This is a genomic window from Mesorhizobium sp. B2-8-5, from assembly GCF_006440675.2.
Lineage (GTDB): Bacteria > Pseudomonadota > Alphaproteobacteria > Rhizobiales > Rhizobiaceae > Mesorhizobium.
The window spans coordinates 2,389,979-2,407,061 of sequence record NZ_CP083951.1; the positions used below are offsets into that span (position 1 = coordinate 2,389,979).

The following is a 17,083-nucleotide window of genomic DNA, read 5'->3' on the forward strand; positions in this document are numbered from 1 at the left end:
CTCCTCCGCCAGCGCTGTCCACGTGGTCGCGATCGCAGCTTGACATTCTGGTTATAACCAATAATCTGAAACGCATCGGCAGGCAAGGCCGCGGTGTCGAGCCGAGCCTGCGTTGCGGGAGGAAATCCATGTCATCCGTGCTTTGGACGCCGGCGCCGGCCGCGTTCCAATCGTCCAACCTTGCGCGCTTTTCGATAGCCAACGGCTTCGACCCGCGCCACTACGAGACGCTGCATCGCTGGTCGGTCGGCGATCCTGGCGCGTTCTGGCGCGCGGTGTGGGATTTCGCCGAGGTCATCGGCGAGTCCGGCGCGATCGCCTTCCTGCGCGACGACAATGCGCCGATGACCGGGAGCCGCTTCCTGCCGGGGGCATCGCTCAATCTTGCCGAAAACCTGCTGTGTGGCGACGGCGAGAGGGTCGCAGTGATCGAGGCCGACGAGAGCGGCCATTTCCGGACCGTCACGCTTGCCGAATTGCGCCGGCTCGTGGCTAGAATGGCCGACGGCCTGCGCGCGGCCGGTATCGCCAAGGGCGATTGTGTCGGCGGCATCCTGCCCAATCGCGTTGAAGGTCTCGTCGCATTGCTGGCGACGCTTTCCGTCGGCGCCGTCTGGTCGTCCTGCTCGCCGGATTTCGGCGCCACCGCGATCGCCGACCGTCTTGGCCAGATCGGCGTCAAGGTGCTGTTCGCAGCATCTCGCTATCGCTATGCGGGCAAGGAGCACGACATCTCCGGCAGATTGGCCGAGATCGTCGCCGCGATGCCGACGGTGACGACGCTGGTGCTGACCGGCGAACCCGGCCTCAGGCCGGACTGCGCGGCAGATTGCGTTGCGTTCGACGATTTCGGCGGCGACGGCCCGCTGACCTTCGAGCGCGTGCCCTTCGACCATCCGGCCTATGTGCTCTACACCTCCGGCACGACTGGCGCGCCGAAGGCGATCGTCCATCGTACTGGCGGCGTTCTGCTCCAGCACCAGAAGGAGCACCTGCTGCACGGGGACGTCCGTCCGGGCGACGTCATGAGCTGGTACACCAACGCCGCCTGGATGATGTATCACTGGCTGATCTCAGGCCTTGGCTGCGGGGCGACGGTAGTGCTCTATGACGGCGCGCCGATCCTGAAATCGCCCGCTGGCCTCGATTCCAGTCCGCTCTGGACAATGGCGGAGCGCGCCAACGTTACGCATTTCGGCACCAGCCCGAAATATTTGGCCACACTCGCCGCCGAGAACTACGCACCGCGACGCCTGCACGATCTGTCGTCGCTGCGCTCGCTGCTCTCTGCCGGTGCGCCCGTTTCGCCCGGACAGTTCGACTGGGTCTACGAGCATGTGAAGCGCGACATGATCTTTGCCTCCATGTCCGGCGGCACAGAGATCATCGGCTGCTTCCTGCTGGGGTCGCCGATTCACCCCGTGCGCCGGGGCGAGCTGACCGTGAAAGGGCTTGGCCTCGCGGTCGCCGTCATGGACGAGCGCAACGCGCCGGTCATCGGCAGGCAAGGCGATCTCGTCTGCACCGAGCCATTCCCGTCCATGCCGCTGACCTTCTGGGGCAAGGACGGCGACGCGCGCTATCACGCCACCTATTTCGCCGTCCGCCGCGAGATCTGGACGCATGGCGACGTCGCCGAAATAACGGCTTATGGCTCGGGGATCATCCACGGCCGCTCCGACACGACGCTGAAGCCCGGCGGCGTGCGCATTGGCACCGCCGAGATCTACGCGGCCTGCGAGAACTTCGCCGAGATCGAGGATTGCCTAGTCTTTGGGGCGCCGGTCGAGGGCGACGAAGAAATCGTGCTCTGCGTCAAACTCAATGACGGTTTTGAACTGACCCCCGAGCTTGCCGAGCAAATCCGCAGGGCGATCCGCGAAGCCGCGTCGCCGCGCCACGTGCCGCATCGCATCCACGCGGTGCAGGCCGTGCCTTACACGCTGAACGGCAAGCGCGTCGAGGGCGCCGCCCGCACCACGCTCGAAGGCCAGCCGGTCAAGAACATGGCTTCGCTCGCCAATCCGGCATGTCTCGAGGAATACCGCGCGCTCGACCGGAGCAAGGCGGCATGAGCCGATCAAAAGGATCAATCGTCGGCATCGGCGAACTGAAGCCGCAACGTCTGACCCGCGGCGTGACGACGCTGGAGATGATCGCTGAGGTCTCGCGCCTGGCGGTGCTCGATGCGGGCTTGGAGCCGGGCGCGATCGACGGGCTGCTGGTCGGGCCGCAGGTTGGCGAGACGCCGCAGCATGTCCCGGCAACCATCGCCGAATATCTGGGGTTGGCGCCGAACATGGCCAATGTCGTCGATCTCGGCGGCGCGTCCGGCGCCGGCATGGTCTGGCGCGCGGCGGCCGCGATCGAGGCCGGCATGTGCGAGACGGTGCTGTGCGTGCTCGCCAACAACCGAGAGGAGGCAGCACCCCGCTCGCCCAATCGCAATCCGATCCGCGAGTTCGACGTGCCCTTCGGCGCCTCGGGCGCCAACATCTCCTACGCGCTGCTGATGCAGGCGCATATGGCGGAATACGGCTCGACCGCGCGGGACTTCGCCATGATCGCCGCGGCGGCGCGCGCCAACGCGCAGCTCAATCCCGACGCCATCTTTTTCGGCAAGCCTGCCGATGTGGAAGCGGTGCTGGCGTCGCCGATGATCGCCTCTCCGCTGCATCTTCTCGAAATCGTCATGCCGGTCGCCGGCGGTGAAGCGGTCGTCGTCACGTCTGCCAAGCGCGCGCGGTCGTTGCGCAAGCTGCCCGTGCATCTGTTCGGCGCCGGCGAGAAGGTCACGCATCGCGCCGTGAGCCAGGCGCCGAGCCTGACCTCCGGTCCGCTGAAGGGCGCCATGGCCCGGGCCTTCGCGCAGTCCGGCACGCATGCCGACGAGATGCATCTTCTGTCGCTCTACGATTGCTACACGATCATGGTCGCGACGACGATCGAGGATGCCGGCCTCTGCGCACCGGGCCAGTTCGGCGCGTGGCTCGGCGACCGCGACCTTTCCCACAAGGGTGACAAGCCGCTGAACACGCATGGCGGCCAGCTTGGCTTCGGCCAGCCCGATCTCGCCGGCGGCATGACCCATGTCGTCGAGGCGGCGCGCCAGCTGCGCGGCGAGGCGGGCGAACGCCAGATCGGCGAGGCCGGGCTCGCGCTGGTCACCGGCAATGGCGCGACGATGAGCGAAGCCACAGCGCTCGTGCTGGGAGCCGCCTGATGTCTGTCGATTTGAGCACGCTTAAGACCGCCGGCCCAACGATCACCGCGCTGACCAAGCCGTTCTGGGATGCCGCCGCCGAAGGCCGGCTGACCATCCAGCACTGCGAGGATTGCGGCAAGGCTGTCTTTTACCCGCGCCCGATCTGCCCGCATTGCTGGAGCGGGCGTCTGGTTTGGAAGGACGCATCGGGCAGGGGACGGCTGAAATCCTTTTCGGAAGTGCACAAGCCAGGGCATCCCGGCTGGCTGCCGGCGGCACCCTACGTGGTCGGTCTGGTCGAGTTGGCCGAAGGCCCGACGATACTGAGCTTCATCCTGCCCGGCACACGGCCGCGACAGGTCGGGGCCATGCTCCGGCTTGCGCCCACAGCCATCGGTGGCCGCGTCCTGCCGGCCTTCAAACCAGTCGAACCCGGAGCAGAGGAGAAGCCGCAATGAGCACCGAGACGAAAGACGGTTGGGTGGGTGTCGTGAAGGGCCGCCCGCAGGTAGGTGCCTTCGCCGAGCGCACGCGCCGCACGAAGATGAGCGACATCGAGGCCTTCACCGACATCACCGGCGACCGCAATCCGCTGCATTACGATCGCGCGCTGGCCGAGAAGTCGGTGTTCGGCAAGCTGATCGTCCAGGGCGGCGTCACGTCTGGTATTCTCAATGCGCTGGTGGCTGAGGATCTGCCCGGCCCAGGAACCGTGTTCCTCGAAGTGGCCTGGAAGTTCGTCAAGGCCGTCGGCGTTGACGAGGAGATCACCGGACGCGTGGAGGTCAAGGAAGTGCGGCACGACAAGCCGATCTGCAAGATCGAGACGAGCGTGCGCAATGGCCAGGGCGAGCTTTGCCTCACCGGCACGGCCACGGTCTTCACCGTGCCGCTGCAAAGCGCATGAGCACGGTCGGCGGCGGTCGGATTGGCGTGGCGTCCGACAGCGAGCGCTGGCGGGTGCTGTCGCTGCTTTGCCTGGCGGTCGTCCTGTCGCTGACCACCTGGTTTTCGGCCACCGCGATCCTTCCCGAACTGAAGCGGGAGCTGGCACTGGGCGCGAGCGCCGAGGCCTGGCTGACCAATGGCGTCCAGGTCGGTTTCGTCCTCGGCGCGCTGGCGGCGAGCTTTGTCAACCTCCCCGATCTTGTGCGGCTCGGCCGCCTGATGGCAGTGGCGGCGCTGGTGGCCGCGCTCGCCAACGCAAGCCTGCTGCTTCATCTTGGGCCGGGCGGCGTGATTGCCGCCCGCATTGTCACCGGTGTGGCACTCGCAGGCGTCTATCCGCCGGCACTGAAGCTGGTCGCCACCTGGTTCACCCGCGACCGGGGCCTTGCGCTCGGCGCGGTCATCGGCGCGCTCACCATCGGCTCGGCGCTGCCGCATCTCTTCCGCGCCGTCTCGACCGCGCTCGACTGGCGGCCGGTGGTCGCCGCCGCCAGCGTGGCGACGGCGGCAGGCGCGCTGCTGTTCCTACTGTTCGCCAAGGAAGGCCCTTATCCCTTCGGCAAGGCTATCTTCGAGCCCTCGCGCATCGGCCAGGTGTTTCGCGAAAAGCCGTTGCTGCTCGCCAATCTCGGCTATCTCGGTCACATGTGGGAGCTCTACGCCATGTGGGCATGGCTGCTTGCCTATACGCGGGCGGCCTTCGACGCGCAGGCGATCGGCACGGCGGCTGCCGCTTCGCTCTCGACCTTCTTCGTCGTCGCGTCCGGCATTCTCGGCTGCCTGCTCGGCGGCTATCTTTCGGACCGCGTCGGCCGCACGGCGACCACCGCCGGCATGATGATCGTGTCGGGCGGCTGCGCATTGCTGATGGGCTTCCTTTTCACCGGTCCGCTCTGGCTGTTCATGCTGGTGGCTATCGTCTGGGGCGTTTCGGTGATCGGCGATTCGGCGCAGTTTTCCGCCGCCGTCACCGAGCTTGCCGACCGCCGCTTCGTCGGCACAGCGCTCTCGGTGCAACTGGGCGCCGGTTTCGCGCTGACGGTGCTCGCCATCTGGCTGACGCCGCGCTTCGCCGACTTCATGGGCGGCTGGCGCTGGGCCTTCCTGCTGTTGGTTCCCGGACCGCTGCTGGGAGCAGCCGCGATGCTATGGTTGCGAAACTTGCCGGAGAGCGAGAAAATGGCTGGCGGGCTCCGTTAGGAGCCGCTGCTGCGCGTTGAATCGCGGCAAACATTCATACCGGGCGGTTTGCCCGCAGCCTGAAGACCGATGATGGAACAAGCAACCAGAATGCGCGGGCGTCCTCGTTACGACCAGGAAGATGCCGAGGCGGCCGAGGCTTTCCGCTCGATCGGCTCCAAGGTCAAGCTCAACCGCGACGAGGCCGCACCCCTCTGGGTGCAGTTGCGCAACCAGGTCGAGGAAGCGATCAACACCGGCCTGCTGGCCGCCAATTCGCGCATTCCCTCCGAACAGGCGCTTTGCGATTTCTTCGGCGTCTCGCGCCCTGTCGTGCGCGCTGCGATCGGCTCGCTTTCCAACGAAGGGCGCATCATCAAGATGCCGCGCAAGGGCATGTTCGTCGCGGCACCCCGCGAGCATGTCGACTTCATGACCGCCAATCTCGGTGTGTTCGACGACCTGACCGCCAAAGGCCACAAGGTCTCGACCCGCACGCTGGGGATCTACCGCTGCCCGCCGAACGAGAAGGAGTCGAAGGTTTTCGGCATTCCCGCCAATGGCAGCGTGGTCCGCATCAGCCGCGTCTACATGACCGACGGCGCGCCGATCACCATGACGCGCATCAGCCTGCCGGGACATCGGGTACCGGGCCTGGAGAACATCCTGTCGGAAAACCAGTCGATCTTCGGCACCATCCGCGCCGTCTTCGGCCTGACCGTGAAGCGCGCCGACCGCTGGCTGCGCGCCGCCCTGCCCACCAAGGAAGAGGCCGATGAGATGGGCGTCGCCGCCAACACGCCGCTGATCGAGATCGAGTCGATCGCTTATGACGCCGACGGCGCCGCGCTCGAATATTATGAGGCCTTCTACAACTCCTCCGTGGCTCGCATCCACATGGCGGTCGAGCAGCCTTCGGCGACGGTGAATGGCGTCGACCGCACCTGATCATGGATCATTCAAAAAAGATTGCTGTTTTCTGGTTATAACCAGATTGACGGACCCCGGAAGCTTCTGTAACGTGCTCGCCATGGGGTCGGGAGGAGCCTGACCCCGGAGGCATTATCAGGACCGGTCGGCTTGCGGCGCTGCCTCGGCGGCGAGGGCGAATGTTGCCCGCGCTCGAGCCTGTCCTGATGGAGGACGTGCATGGATTACCGGTCGCAATTCGACCTGACGGGCGAGGTCGCCGTCGTCACCGGCGGCGCCAGCGGCATCGGCTTGGAGGCCGCTAAGGCGCTCGGAACTTGCGGCGCGAATATCGTCCTGCTCGACATGAATGCGGATGGGCTGAAGGCCGGCGCCGAGGCGCTCGAGTCCGCCGGTGTCGTAAGCGTCGATGGCCGCGTGCTCGACGTCACCAATCCGGAAGCCGTCGAGGCGATGGCTGCCAAGGTCGTAGCTGACTTCGGCAAGGTCGATATCCTGGTCAACAGCGCCGGCATCGCGCGCCTCAACACCGCGCTCGACACGCCGGACGAGGAATGGCGCCTGGTGATGGATGTCAACGTCAACGGCGTCTACTGGGCCTCGCGCGCCTTCGGCCGCTCGATGGTCGACCGCAACAAGGGTTCCATCGTCAATCTCGGCTCGATGTCGGGCCTGATCATCAACCGCCCGCAGACGGCGCCGTCCTACATGGTGAGCAAGGGCGCCGTGCACATGATGACCAAGGCGCTCGCGGTCGAGTGGGCGAAATCGGGCGTGCGCGTCAACGCGCTGGCCCCGGGTTACGTTGGCACCGAGATGACGCTGAAGATGCGCGAGCGTCCCGAACTCTTCAACACCTGGATCGACATGACGCCGATGGGCCGGCTGGGTACGCCGAAGGAGATCGCCTCGGCGATCCTGTTCCTGGCCTCACCGGCCTCGAGCTACGTCACCGGCGCGATCCTGTCGATCGATGGCGGTTACACGGCCTGGTAATTGGCCTCGCAAGGATTGGTATATCGCATGACCGTTTCGGATCTAGAGGCGCGCCAGGCCATCATCGATGCCTGCATCCAGATGAACGCGCTGGGCATCAACCAGGGCACATCCGGCAACATCAGCCGGCGCCATGGCGACGGCATGCTGATCTCGCCGACCAGCACGCCCTATGACACGCTGCAGCCGGAAGACATCGTCTTCATGGGCTGGGATGGCGAGGTCGACGGCCGCCTGCCGCCGTCCAGCGAATGGCGCTTCCATTTCGACGTCATGAAGGCGCGGCCCGAGGTCAACGCCGTCGTCCACGCCCATCCGACCTACTGCACCACGATCGCCATCATGGGCAGGAAAATACCGGCGATCCATTACATGGTCGCGGTCGGCGGCGGCAGCGACATACGCTGCGCGCCCTACGCCACCTTCGGCACGGCCGAGCTTTCGGCGCATGCCGTGGAGGCGCTGCGCGACCGCAAGGCCTGCCTGCTTGCCCAGCACGGCATGATCGCTGTCGGATCGAGCCTCGCTCAGGCCATGTGGCTTGCCGTCGAGGTCGAGACGCTGGCGCGCCAGTATCACGGCGCCCTGCAGATCGGAGAGCCGCCGGTGCTGTCCGACGAGGAGATCGAAAACGTCATCAAGCGCATGGCGAGCTACGGTCTGCGCGGCGAGGAGGCCGCCGCCTGAGCGGCGGCCATCAGGCAGAATCCTCCGGAAGGCCCGGAGCGATCAAGAAGGGAGGAAATGAAATGACCAGATCCATGAAAGGCCTCGTTAAGGCGCTCGCCCTGGGGTTGGCGGCGGCTTGCAGCCTTGCCGCCGTCTCGGGCGCAACCGCCGAGGAGCTGTCGCTCAAGGGCAAGCGCATTGGCGTCTCGGCCATCGGCACGGACCATTACTGGGACCTGATGGCCTTCAAAGGCATCCAGGACCGCGTCAAGGAGCTCGGCGGCGAAGTCATCGCGCTCGACGCCGGTCGCAAGGACCAGCAGCAGATCGCGCAACTGCAGACGCTGATCGCGCAGAAGCCCGACGCCATCATCGAGCAGCTCGGCAATCTCGAAGTGCTGAACCCGTGGCTGCAGAAGATCCGCGATGCCGGCATCCCGCTGTTCACGGTCGATACCGCCACCCCGCACGCCATCAACAACACGACCTCCAACAACTACAATATCGGCGCCGAGATCGCCTTGCAGATGGTCGCCGACATGGGCGGCAAGGGTAATGTGCTGGTCTTCAACGGCTTCTACAGCGTGCCGGTCTGCAAGATCCGCTACGACCAGCTGAAATATGTGCTGACCTCGTTCCCGGATGTGAAGATCGTCGAGCCCGAGCTGCGCGACGTTATCCCCAATACGGTGCAGAGCGCCTATTCCAACGTCACCGACATGCTGACCAAGTCGCCCGAGAAGGGCTCGATCGGCGCGGTCTGGGCTTGCTGGGACGTGCCGCAGATCGGCGCCACGCAGGCGGTCGAAGCCGCCGGCCGCAACGAAGTCAAGACCTATGGCATCGACGGCAGCCCGGAAGTCATCAAGATGGTGATGGATCCGAAGTCGTCCGCCGGCGCCGTGGCAGCGCAACAGCCCTATGAGATCGGCAAGACCTCGGTCGACAACGTCGCCAAGTACTTGGCTGGCCAGAAGGTGCCGCCCTTCACTTTCGTGCCTTCGGTGCTGATCAACAAGGAAAACGCCGCCGAAAAAGGAAAGCCGTTCCTCGACGCCGCCGAGAAGGCTGGCGTTAAATAGGACGGAACGAAACGACGGGCAGCCCAACGACTGTGGCTGCCCGTCATATCCAACCAGGATTGACGGCCATGCAGACAGCAAAGCGTGACATTGCTGTATCGATGACGGGCATATCGAAGCGGTTCGGACCGGTTCGCGCGCTGGAAAACGCCAACCTCGAGATCGCGCGCGGCTCGATCCTCGGCCTTGTCGGCCAGAACGGTGCCGGCAAGTCGACTATCATCAAGGTGCTGGCCGGCATCATCAAGCCGGACAGCGGCACCATCCTCATCAACGGCGAGACCGTCAGCACGCTGACGCCGGCTTCGGTCGAAAAGCTCGGCGTGCATTTCATCCACCAAGACAGGCTTTTGGTGCCGACCGCGACCGTCGGCGAAGCTGTCTTCCTCGGCCACGAAATCGGCCTCGGCCCGTTCGTCAGCCGCCGCGCCATGGAGCGCAGGGCCGCGGACCTGTTGAAGCGCTTCTTCGGCATGGAATTGCCAGCGGGAACTCTTGTGAAAGACCTGACGACCGCGCAGCAGAAGGTCGTGCAGATCACCCGCGCGCTGGCTCAGAAAGCGTCGGTGCTGGTGCTCGACGAGCCGACCGCGGCATTGGTCAAACGCGAGGTCGACAGCCTGTTCGACGTGCTGCGCCGGCTGCGCGACGACGGCATCGCCGTGGTCTTCATTTCCCACTACATGCAGGAGATCGAGAAGCTCTGCGACCGCGTCACCGTGATGCGCAACGGTACCGATGTCGGCACGGTCGATCCGCGCCCGACGTCGATCGACGAGATCATCTCGATGATGATCGCCCGCGATGTCGGCGAGATGTTCCCGAAGCGCTCGGTCACTCTAGGCGCCCCGGTCCTGGAGGTTTCCTCCCTCCGCCTCGGCGGCAGCTTCGAGAATATCGGCTTCAACGTGCGCGCCGGCGAGATCGTCGGCCTCACCGGCCTGCTCGGCTCCGGCGCCAAGGAAATCGTCCAGTGTCTGTTCGGCCTCAAGACCGCCGATGGCGGCCAGGTCAAGGTCGAGGGTAGGGAGCTTGCGTTGTCGACGCCGGTCAAGGCGGTGCGCGACGGCATTGCGATGCTGCCGGAAGATCGCCGCGCGCATGGAGTGGCGCTTGGCCTGTCGGTGCGCGAGAATATTTCTTTGGCCAGCCTGCGCCGCTACTCCAGGAGCGGCATGGTCAGCCGCGGCTTGGAGAACAAGGCGGTCGACGGCCTGATCAAGGAACTGTCGATCAAGACGCCGCATCGCGACGCGCTGGTGCGCGAGCTCTCTGGCGGCAACCAGCAGAAGGTGGCTTTGGCCAAATGGCTGAGCTGCCAGTCGCGCGTCTATGTGCTGGACGAGCCGACAGTCGCCGTCGATGTCGGCGCCAAGGTCGAGATCTACAATCTGTTGAACCGATTGGCGGGAGAGGGCGCGGCGATCCTGCTTCTGTCCTCCGACCTGCTCGAACTGGTCGGCGTCTGCGACCGCGTTCTGGTCGTCTATCGCGGCAGGCTCGCCGGCAGCTTCTCCGGTCCTTCGATGAACAGCGACGCGCTGCTCGCCGCTTCGTCCGGTGCGCGCTCGATCACCGGTGGAGTGGCCGCATGAGCGCGACTGTTCTCCACACCGAAGTCGGCGCGTCCGATGAAAAGCAAGCCGCCGTCAAAAGCGCGGGCCGGCGCTTCGGCGCGCTGGTCGTGCGGCTTGGCGCGATCGCCGCCTTCGCCGCGATCATGGCCTATTTCGTCATCTTCGCGCCGGGCTTCACCTCGACCTTCAACCTGATCAATGTCGTCGAGCAGTCGGCGATCCTAGGCGTGCTCGCCTATGGCATGACGGCCGTCATCATCGGCGGCGGGTCCGATGTCACCGAAGGCGGCATCGACCTGTCGATCGCCGCCAATATGGGGCTCTGCGCCGCCGTCTACGCGACACTTTTGTCGATGGGCTATGGCGACTTCCTTTCGGTGCTCGCGGCCATCGCCGTCGGCATGGCGGTCGGCGCGTTGAACGCCCTTGCCGTGGTCGGCCTCGGCATCCTTCCCCTGCTTGCGACGCTTGCCGTGCTCAATGTCGCGGCCGGCATGGAACTCACGCTCACCCAGAACACGGTCGTCGGCGCATCCTCGCCGCTGCTCGGCGTGCTGGTTTCGGGAAGCTTCCTCGGCATCTCGGCGCTTGCCTGGGCGCTGATCGTCTTCTCCGCTATCATGATCGCAGTCGTCCACGGCACGGCATTCGGGCTCAGGCTCTACGCTGTCGGCGGTCATCCCGAGGCAGCGCGGGCGGCCGGTATCGGCGTCCCGTTCTACGTCTCCTTCACGTACATCCTCAGCGGCTTCTGTGCTGCTGTAGCGAGCATCCTCACCGTCTCTCGCCTGTCGGCCAGCACACCCGGTTCCGGCGAGCTGCTCCTGTCAGTGCTGGCGGCGGCATTGCTCGGCACGGTCTTTTCCCGCCGCTTCGTGCCGACCATGGGCGGCACGCTGCTCAGCGTGCTATTCATCGGCCTTCTGGCCAACGGCTTCCAACTGCTCAACGTCTCCAGCTATTGGGTCAACGGGGTGCAGGGCGCGCTGATCCTGCTGGTGGTGGCGATCACATCCTTTGCCCGCGGTTCGGAGGGTTCGCGATGAGTGTCTCGGCCAACGAGAACGCAGCCAAGGCGAGCCTGCGCGGCTTCCTCGCCAAATACAGCGTGCTCATTGCCTTCGCGGCCATCGTCATCTTCTTTTCGGTGGCGAGCCCGACCTTCCTGACGCCGGCCAATCTCTTCAACGTGCTGGTCAACAACGTCGTCATGCTGGCGATCGTGGCGCTGGGGCTGACCATCGTCATCTCGTCGGGCGGCATCGACCTTTCGGTCGGCGTGTCCGTCGACATGGCAAGCATGATCTTCGTCATGCTGCTGGCCGCCGGCTACAGCGGCGCGGTCGGCGTCGCGGGCGGGCTCGGCGCCGCGCTGATCGTCGGCCTGCTGAATGCGATCCTCATCACCAGGCTCAACATCAGCCCCTTCCTGGCGACGCTCGGCGTGCTCTTCATCGGGCAGAGCACGCAGCAGCTCGCCACCAGCGGTGGCCAGCCGATCTATCTAACAAGCGGCTATGCAGCAGACCAATTCAACGCCATTGCCCGCACCGCTATGTTCGGAATACCGACGCCGGTCATCGTGCTGATCGTCCTGGCGGTCGCGGTCCATCTCCTGCTGCATCGCGCGGTCTTCGGCCGCTATGTCCAGGCCATGGGCGCCCAGCCCGGCGTCGCCTGGTATTCCGGCATCCGCGTGCCGCGCGAATTGTCGATGGTGCATGTGCTGTGCGCGCTGCTTGCCGGCATCACAGGTATATTGTTGTCCGCGACGGTGAAGTCCTACGTGCCGCTGTCGGGCAACGCTTTCCTGCTCGACGCGATTGGCGCCACCTTCATCGGCACGACGCTCAGCCGCGAGCGCAAGCCCTCGGTGATCGGCACGCTGCTCGGCGTGCTGCTGCTCGCCATCGTCAAGAACGGGCTGCTGCTCGTCGGCTGGAATTTCTACTGGCAGCAGGTCGGCATCGGCGTGCTCGTCTTCCTGGTGCTGGCCGCAAGCTTCGGCCTGCGCCGCGCCGCCCATTGAGTTCGAAAGGTCCAGTCAGCCATGCCACAATTCGACGTCAGCTCGATCGGCTTCTACGTCCTCGACATCCTGGGACGGCCGGTCTCGCGCATCCCCGAAGGCGGCCGCGCCGACTATATTGAGGAAATCCGCATGACTGTCGCCGGCACGGCCGGCGCGACCGGGATGGACTGCGCCATCCTCGGCCTGAAGACCCGGGCGGTCACCACGCTCGGCACCGACGACATGGGCGACTGGTTCCTGGCCAAACTTCAGAAATATGGGCTGGAGACGAGCCTTGTGCGCCGTGACGGCAGCGTCCAGACGTCATCCACCATCCTGCCGGTGCGGCCGAACGGCGAGCGGCCAGCCTTGCATGTTCCCGGCACCGCCACCCTGTTCGAGGTCGCCGATGCCGATCTCGACGCGGCGCTCGACGCCACCGTCGTCCATGTCGGCGGCACCGGCCTGCTGAAGCGCTTTGATGGCGAGCCGACCGTCAGGCTCTTGAAGCGCGCCAAGGAGCTTGGCCGCGTCACCACTTTCGATCTCATCCAGGCGACGCCGGAGACCTGGAAGCTGGTCGAGCCGTGCCTGCCCTACATCGACTATTTCGTGCCCAGCATCGACGAGGCCGGTGAGATGGCGCATGACCGCGATCCGGCCCGCGTCGCTGCCTTCTTCAAGGCGAGGGGCGTGAAGAACTGCATCCTCACGCTCGGTGCCGGCGGCGTCTATGTCTCGCCCGAGCATCGCGACGATTTCCATCTGCCGGCCTTCGAGGTCGAGCTGTTCGACACCACGGGCTGCGGCGACTCCTTCACCGCCGGCATCATCGTCGGCATCGTCAAGGGCTGGGACCTGAGGCAGTCCGCACGCTTTGCCAGCGCCGTCGCCGCCAAGGTGGCGATGGGGCTCGGCTCCGACGGCAAACTCGTTTCGTTCGACGACACGATCGCGGCGATGAACTCGCTTCCGGTCAAGACATCAAAGGTGGAAGCAGCATGACCATTCTTCCTGAGGCCAAGGGCAAGACGGCTCTCGTCACCGGCGCCAGCCGTGGCATCGGCAGGGCGCTCGCAAAGGGGCTCGCCGAAGCGGGCTTCGACGTTGCCATCACCGATCTGCAATCGCAGGCGGCCGAGCTCGACGTGACCAAAGGCGAGATCGAGGCGGCCGGCCGCAAGGCCTATGTCTACACGATGGACGTCAGCAAGAAGAAGGACATCGAAGCCACCGCGCAGGCGCTGCTCAAGGCTGCCGGAAGCATCGACGTGCTGGTCAACAATGCCGGTATCCTCAAGCCCAGCCTGCTGCAGGATCTCGACGAGGCCAATTGGGACGCGCATTTCGACGTCAACGCCAAGGGCGTGCTGATGATGTGCCAGGCGGTGCTGCCGCATATGCGCGCCAGGAAGTCGGGCAGGGTGATCAACATCGCGTCGATCGCCGGCCGGCAGGGCGTGCCGACGCAGGGCCACTACGCCGCGACCAAGGCGGTGGTGATAACGCTCACCCGCGTGCTGGCGCAGGAGGTCGGCATGGACGGGGTCACCGTCAACGCGATCTGCCCCGGCATCATCCTGACCGAAATGGGCAAGAACAATCTGGGCAGCGAAGCCGCCATCCGCCACTGGGAGGACGTCGCCGCGCTGAAGCGCCTCGGCGCGCCGGAGGATATCATAGGCCCGGCGCTGTTCTTCGCCTCCGATCTCTCGGCCTTTGTCACTGGCCAGGCGCTCAACGTCGACGGCGGCATTTACTATCACTGACCGCTCGCTGAGTTGGCCCGCGCGGTCGCCATATCCGCTTCGCTCCGAAGCCGTCGAGACTATGCGGGCTGGAACGTCGGCTTCGTAGTTTACCTCAACCATCCCCTAACCGGACCTTCCGCTTCCGTGAAGAGTTTCGGGCGCCGGCAAGCGTACGAAAGTCCCCGAGGAAGGAACCCGTGGGCCACAGGTGATGGCTATGGGGATTTCGGATTTTGGCAGATGTCGGCAATGGCGCGACCGGGGAACTCTGGGGTGAATACGGACAGACCGCTTCGTTGCGCCTCCGCGCGGTGTTGTCGGGACGGTGGGCGGCCGGGCGCGGCTCTGTCGGAGTCGATCATCACCATAGATGTGTGTCGATCCGCTGCCGGAGGCTGAGTGCCCGCAGCTGAAGGCTGAACCATTCCATGCCGGGACATGGCGTGCTGCTCCCGGTCGACCGGGAACCGTGTGGCGGTTCGCGCGGCTGCCTCCATCGTTCGAACACCTCGATCACGATCATGCGGCCGTCACAGCATGGGCATGGCGGGCGGAAGTTGTCCGGTTCGTCCGTGGTGTCATCGTCGGACGGTACGGCTACGTTGAGGAGTTCACGAGCAAGCGCGAGGCTGGCCTTGCGAGCGGAACCGGCAAGCGATTCGGGAATACCTACACCCTATCCGATTACATCAAACGCCTGACTGAGCGGATTGACCAGTTGGAACAGCGTCAACTGAAGCAAGCAGTGCCTTAACATTTGTGAAAGCGCTCGCCGCCCGCTGCGCGTATTGTGTTGGTTCGTCCCTTTGGTGGGTCGAGACCATAGCCAACCTTTGCCCGCTGGCCCTGGCCGGCGGGCTTTTTCATTTGATATTTGAGCGCACCGCTTGGCTCGGCGCCGCGTCCCTTGACGGAACCTTTGACACCTGCCACTTGAGAATTGCCAGGATGGCTCCTGGTCATTTCAAACCTACCTCCAACCCCGGCTCCGGCCGGCGGGTTTTTTGTCGGGCGGTGGCCTAGTCTAGGCGTGGTCAGCCTCCGTTTGCGGGATGTAGAGCGCGTTTCCTGAAGGCACTTTCGCCGCGAACTGAAGCGTAAACAGGAGATGATTTTCATCGTCCGTCATATTCATGATCCAAGGCGTCATACCCTCCCAGAACGAGCGCTTGCTCTCGTTTATCATCTCGCCCGCAGCACGCACGGCTTCTTGCCGCGCCGCGTCCAGATCCGGGAGATCGACACCATCTCCGTCGGGGATGAATTCGCCGTTGTCGACGTGGAAATAATAGGTTGTCATGATGCTTTGCCCTTGTTGGACAGGCCCAAACTGTTGCGGGGCAACTTTGTTTCTCCCAGCTTGGCAACCAAAGAAGGCCAGGGGACAGTGTCATGGTGTTTGAGGGATCAACCGAAACCGGGGGAATTCCCATGAAGAAGGCCTGCGAGAAGCCCATGCTGGTGCGCCAGGGCAAGCTTTCCGCAGTCGTTGCAACGGCGTCTGTTGTAGTCGTCCTGCCGCCAGGCTGACGACACCGCATTTTAGCGCCCGTCGGCTCCGGCCGGCGAGGCTTTTACATCATCGGTTTGTCGGGTCGCTATCAGATGCCTGTGCTTCTCGAAGAGGTGTAGCTTCTCGGCGTATCCAAGCCTCACCGCCGCCTTGCAGGACAGGCATTTGAATGAGGAAATGGTCTTGAACCATATGCCTTTTCGAACGATCGCGCGTTCGCATCGTGGGCATTCAAAGGTGAGATATTCGTCTTCAAGTTCTTGAGGAAGCGGCAATCCGGCACCTTTTGAATGATGGATGCCCACCATCATCGCAGGTAGTGGCGGGCATCCATGACCTGGCGACGAAGGGACTATGCTCGCCAGCACCTCCTAATGAAGATCTGCGGAAGATGTTTCGCCTTCGGGACTTATGAGTTGGCGGATAAGACGTTCGTCCGACGGATATTACGACTGACGGAGCAAGACACAGGTGTCGAGGGAACTACTCGGGTTTTGCGCTGTTGCTGAGTAGCGTGCCGCGCACGTTGCCAGTTTGCGCGCCCAGGCTACTCCAGTAACTGCCCGCTGGCTTTGGCCGGCGGGCTTTCTTGTCTTGACAACCAGCGGTGGCGCCGGTCATTTTCACCGCGTTTGAGGGATCTTCAACCTTGGGGGAGTTTTCAGCGAAGAAGACCTACGAGAAGCCCGTCCTCGTTCGCAAGGGCAAACTTTCCGTTATCGTTGCCGGACCGTCTGTGCCTCCGCCTGAGCCGGCTTGATCTATCACCGATCAGCCGAACTGCATAATCCCCCAGGTTCCGGCCGGCGGGTTTTCTTTTAGGACGCCTTGTCGATGAGCGGCGCCTTCCGCTTCGGAGGCACATAGCGCGTCTTCAGAGTGACTATTTCGGCATCGACGGTGACACGAATGCCGAGGTTCACGGTGACCTTTGCCCCATCGACATGCGTGACATCGCCACCAGCTCGATCGGCCGACCCTTGCTGACCTTCGATGTCCGGTCGAGGATCGAATGCGGCTGGTTGTAGCCAGGGATTGCGACGCTGACGCGATCCTCGTGTGACTCGCCGGCGCACCGTCGCCATGATCGCGACCTCGTCGCCAATGTTGATGTTACCCTTCGCCATGCCCTTGAGTGTGCGACGGCTGGGTTCGTCAAGCCTTCGCTAATATTCTCGCTGCCTGCTCATTCGTTGCCTTCCTGGCGGCGCAAAGCCTGGAC

The 17,083-nt window shown here is 64.4% G+C and carries 17 protein-coding genes; 15 read left to right on the top strand and 2 right to left on the bottom strand.

The features are described 5' to 3' along the window. The first annotated feature begins 128 nt into the window (after positions 1-128). From FJ430_RS11620 to FJ430_RS11690, 15 genes are all read left to right on the top strand, one after another. On the top strand, positions 129-2,075 hold the full coding sequence (locus tag FJ430_RS11620) for an acetoacetate--CoA ligase (protein ID WP_140711014.1): 1,947 nt from the start codon (positions 129-131) through the stop codon (positions 2,073-2,075). After that, positions 2,072-3,223, top strand: a complete 1,152-nt coding sequence (locus FJ430_RS11625; protein ID WP_140711015.1) for a thiolase family protein — start codon at positions 2,072-2,074, stop codon at positions 3,221-3,223. Before FJ430_RS11620 ends, FJ430_RS11625 begins: the two co-directional genes overlap by 4 nt. Beyond that, positions 3,223-3,663, top strand: a complete 441-nt coding sequence (locus FJ430_RS11630; protein WP_140711016.1) for a Zn-ribbon domain-containing OB-fold protein — start codon at positions 3,223-3,225, stop codon at positions 3,661-3,663. The genes FJ430_RS11625 and FJ430_RS11630 overlap by 1 nt, the downstream gene beginning before the upstream one ends. Next, on the top strand, positions 3,660-4,112 hold the full coding sequence (locus tag FJ430_RS11635; RefSeq protein WP_140711017.1) for a MaoC family dehydratase: 453 nt from the start codon (positions 3,660-3,662) through the stop codon (positions 4,110-4,112). Before FJ430_RS11630 ends, FJ430_RS11635 begins: the two co-directional genes overlap by 4 nt. After that, positions 4,109-5,353, top strand: a complete 1,245-nt coding sequence (locus FJ430_RS11640; protein WP_140711018.1) for an MFS transporter — start codon at positions 4,109-4,111, stop codon at positions 5,351-5,353. Before FJ430_RS11635 ends, FJ430_RS11640 begins: the two co-directional genes overlap by 4 nt. A 90-nt stretch (positions 5,354-5,443) precedes the next feature. Next, on the top strand, positions 5,444-6,280 hold the full coding sequence (locus FJ430_RS11645; protein ID WP_140711019.1) for a GntR family transcriptional regulator: 837 nt from the start codon (positions 5,444-5,446) through the stop codon (positions 6,278-6,280). Positions 6,281-6,481: 201 nt separating this feature from the next. Further along, positions 6,482-7,258, top strand: a complete 777-nt coding sequence (locus tag FJ430_RS11650; protein WP_140711020.1) for an SDR family NAD(P)-dependent oxidoreductase — start codon at positions 6,482-6,484, stop codon at positions 7,256-7,258. A gap of 27 nt (positions 7,259-7,285) precedes the next feature. Continuing rightward, entirely contained in the window at positions 7,286-7,945 is a 660-nt protein-coding gene (locus tag FJ430_RS11655) for an L-fuculose-phosphate aldolase (protein WP_140711021.1), read from the top strand. A gap of 62 nt (positions 7,946-8,007) precedes the next feature. Beyond that, complete coding sequence (locus tag FJ430_RS11660) at positions 8,008-9,009, top strand: sugar ABC transporter substrate-binding protein (protein ID WP_210242124.1); 1,002 nt, start codon at positions 8,008-8,010, stop codon at positions 9,007-9,009. 68 nt (positions 9,010-9,077) lie between these two features. Then, positions 9,078-10,604 (top strand): sugar ABC transporter ATP-binding protein, encoded by a 1,527-nt coding sequence (locus FJ430_RS11665; RefSeq protein ID WP_181175598.1) that lies wholly within the window; start codon positions 9,078-9,080, stop codon positions 10,602-10,604. Then, positions 10,601-11,632 (top strand): ABC transporter permease, encoded by a 1,032-nt coding sequence (locus FJ430_RS11670; protein ID WP_140646313.1) that lies wholly within the window; start codon positions 10,601-10,603, stop codon positions 11,630-11,632. Before FJ430_RS11665 ends, FJ430_RS11670 begins: the two co-directional genes overlap by 4 nt. After that, positions 11,629-12,615, top strand: coding sequence for an ABC transporter permease (locus FJ430_RS11675; RefSeq protein ID WP_140711022.1), 987 nt, complete (start codon positions 11,629-11,631; stop codon positions 12,613-12,615). Before FJ430_RS11670 ends, FJ430_RS11675 begins: the two co-directional genes overlap by 4 nt. 21 nt (positions 12,616-12,636) lie before the next feature. Continuing rightward, a complete protein-coding gene (locus FJ430_RS11680; protein ID WP_140711023.1) occupies positions 12,637-13,602 on the top strand; it encodes a carbohydrate kinase family protein in 966 nt (321 codons plus the stop codon). After that, positions 13,599-14,366 carry an SDR family NAD(P)-dependent oxidoreductase gene (locus FJ430_RS11685; protein ID WP_140646310.1) on the top strand — a complete coding sequence of 256 codons (768 nt, stop codon included), beginning with the start codon at positions 13,599-13,601 and terminating at the stop codon, positions 14,364-14,366. Before FJ430_RS11680 ends, FJ430_RS11685 begins: the two co-directional genes overlap by 4 nt. A 352-nt stretch (positions 14,367-14,718) precedes the next feature. Further along, positions 14,719-15,102, top strand: coding sequence for a hypothetical protein (locus tag FJ430_RS11690; RefSeq protein WP_181175599.1), 384 nt, complete (start codon positions 14,719-14,721; stop codon positions 15,100-15,102). A gap of 270 nt (positions 15,103-15,372) precedes the next feature. Here the strand turns inward: FJ430_RS11690 and FJ430_RS11695 are convergent, their stop codons facing one another. Together FJ430_RS11695 and FJ430_RS11700 are read right to left on the bottom strand one after the other, a co-directional pair. After that, a complete protein-coding gene (locus tag FJ430_RS11695; protein WP_140711024.1) occupies positions 15,373-15,648 on the bottom strand; it encodes a DUF6894 family protein in 276 nt (91 codons plus the stop codon). Between the two features lie 1,031 nt (positions 15,649-16,679). Next, positions 16,680-16,988: a hypothetical protein gene (locus tag FJ430_RS11700; protein WP_226892165.1), complete on the bottom strand. Its 309-nt coding sequence runs from the start codon at positions 16,986-16,988 to the stop codon at positions 16,680-16,682. Positions 16,989-17,083 lie beyond the last annotated feature (95 nt).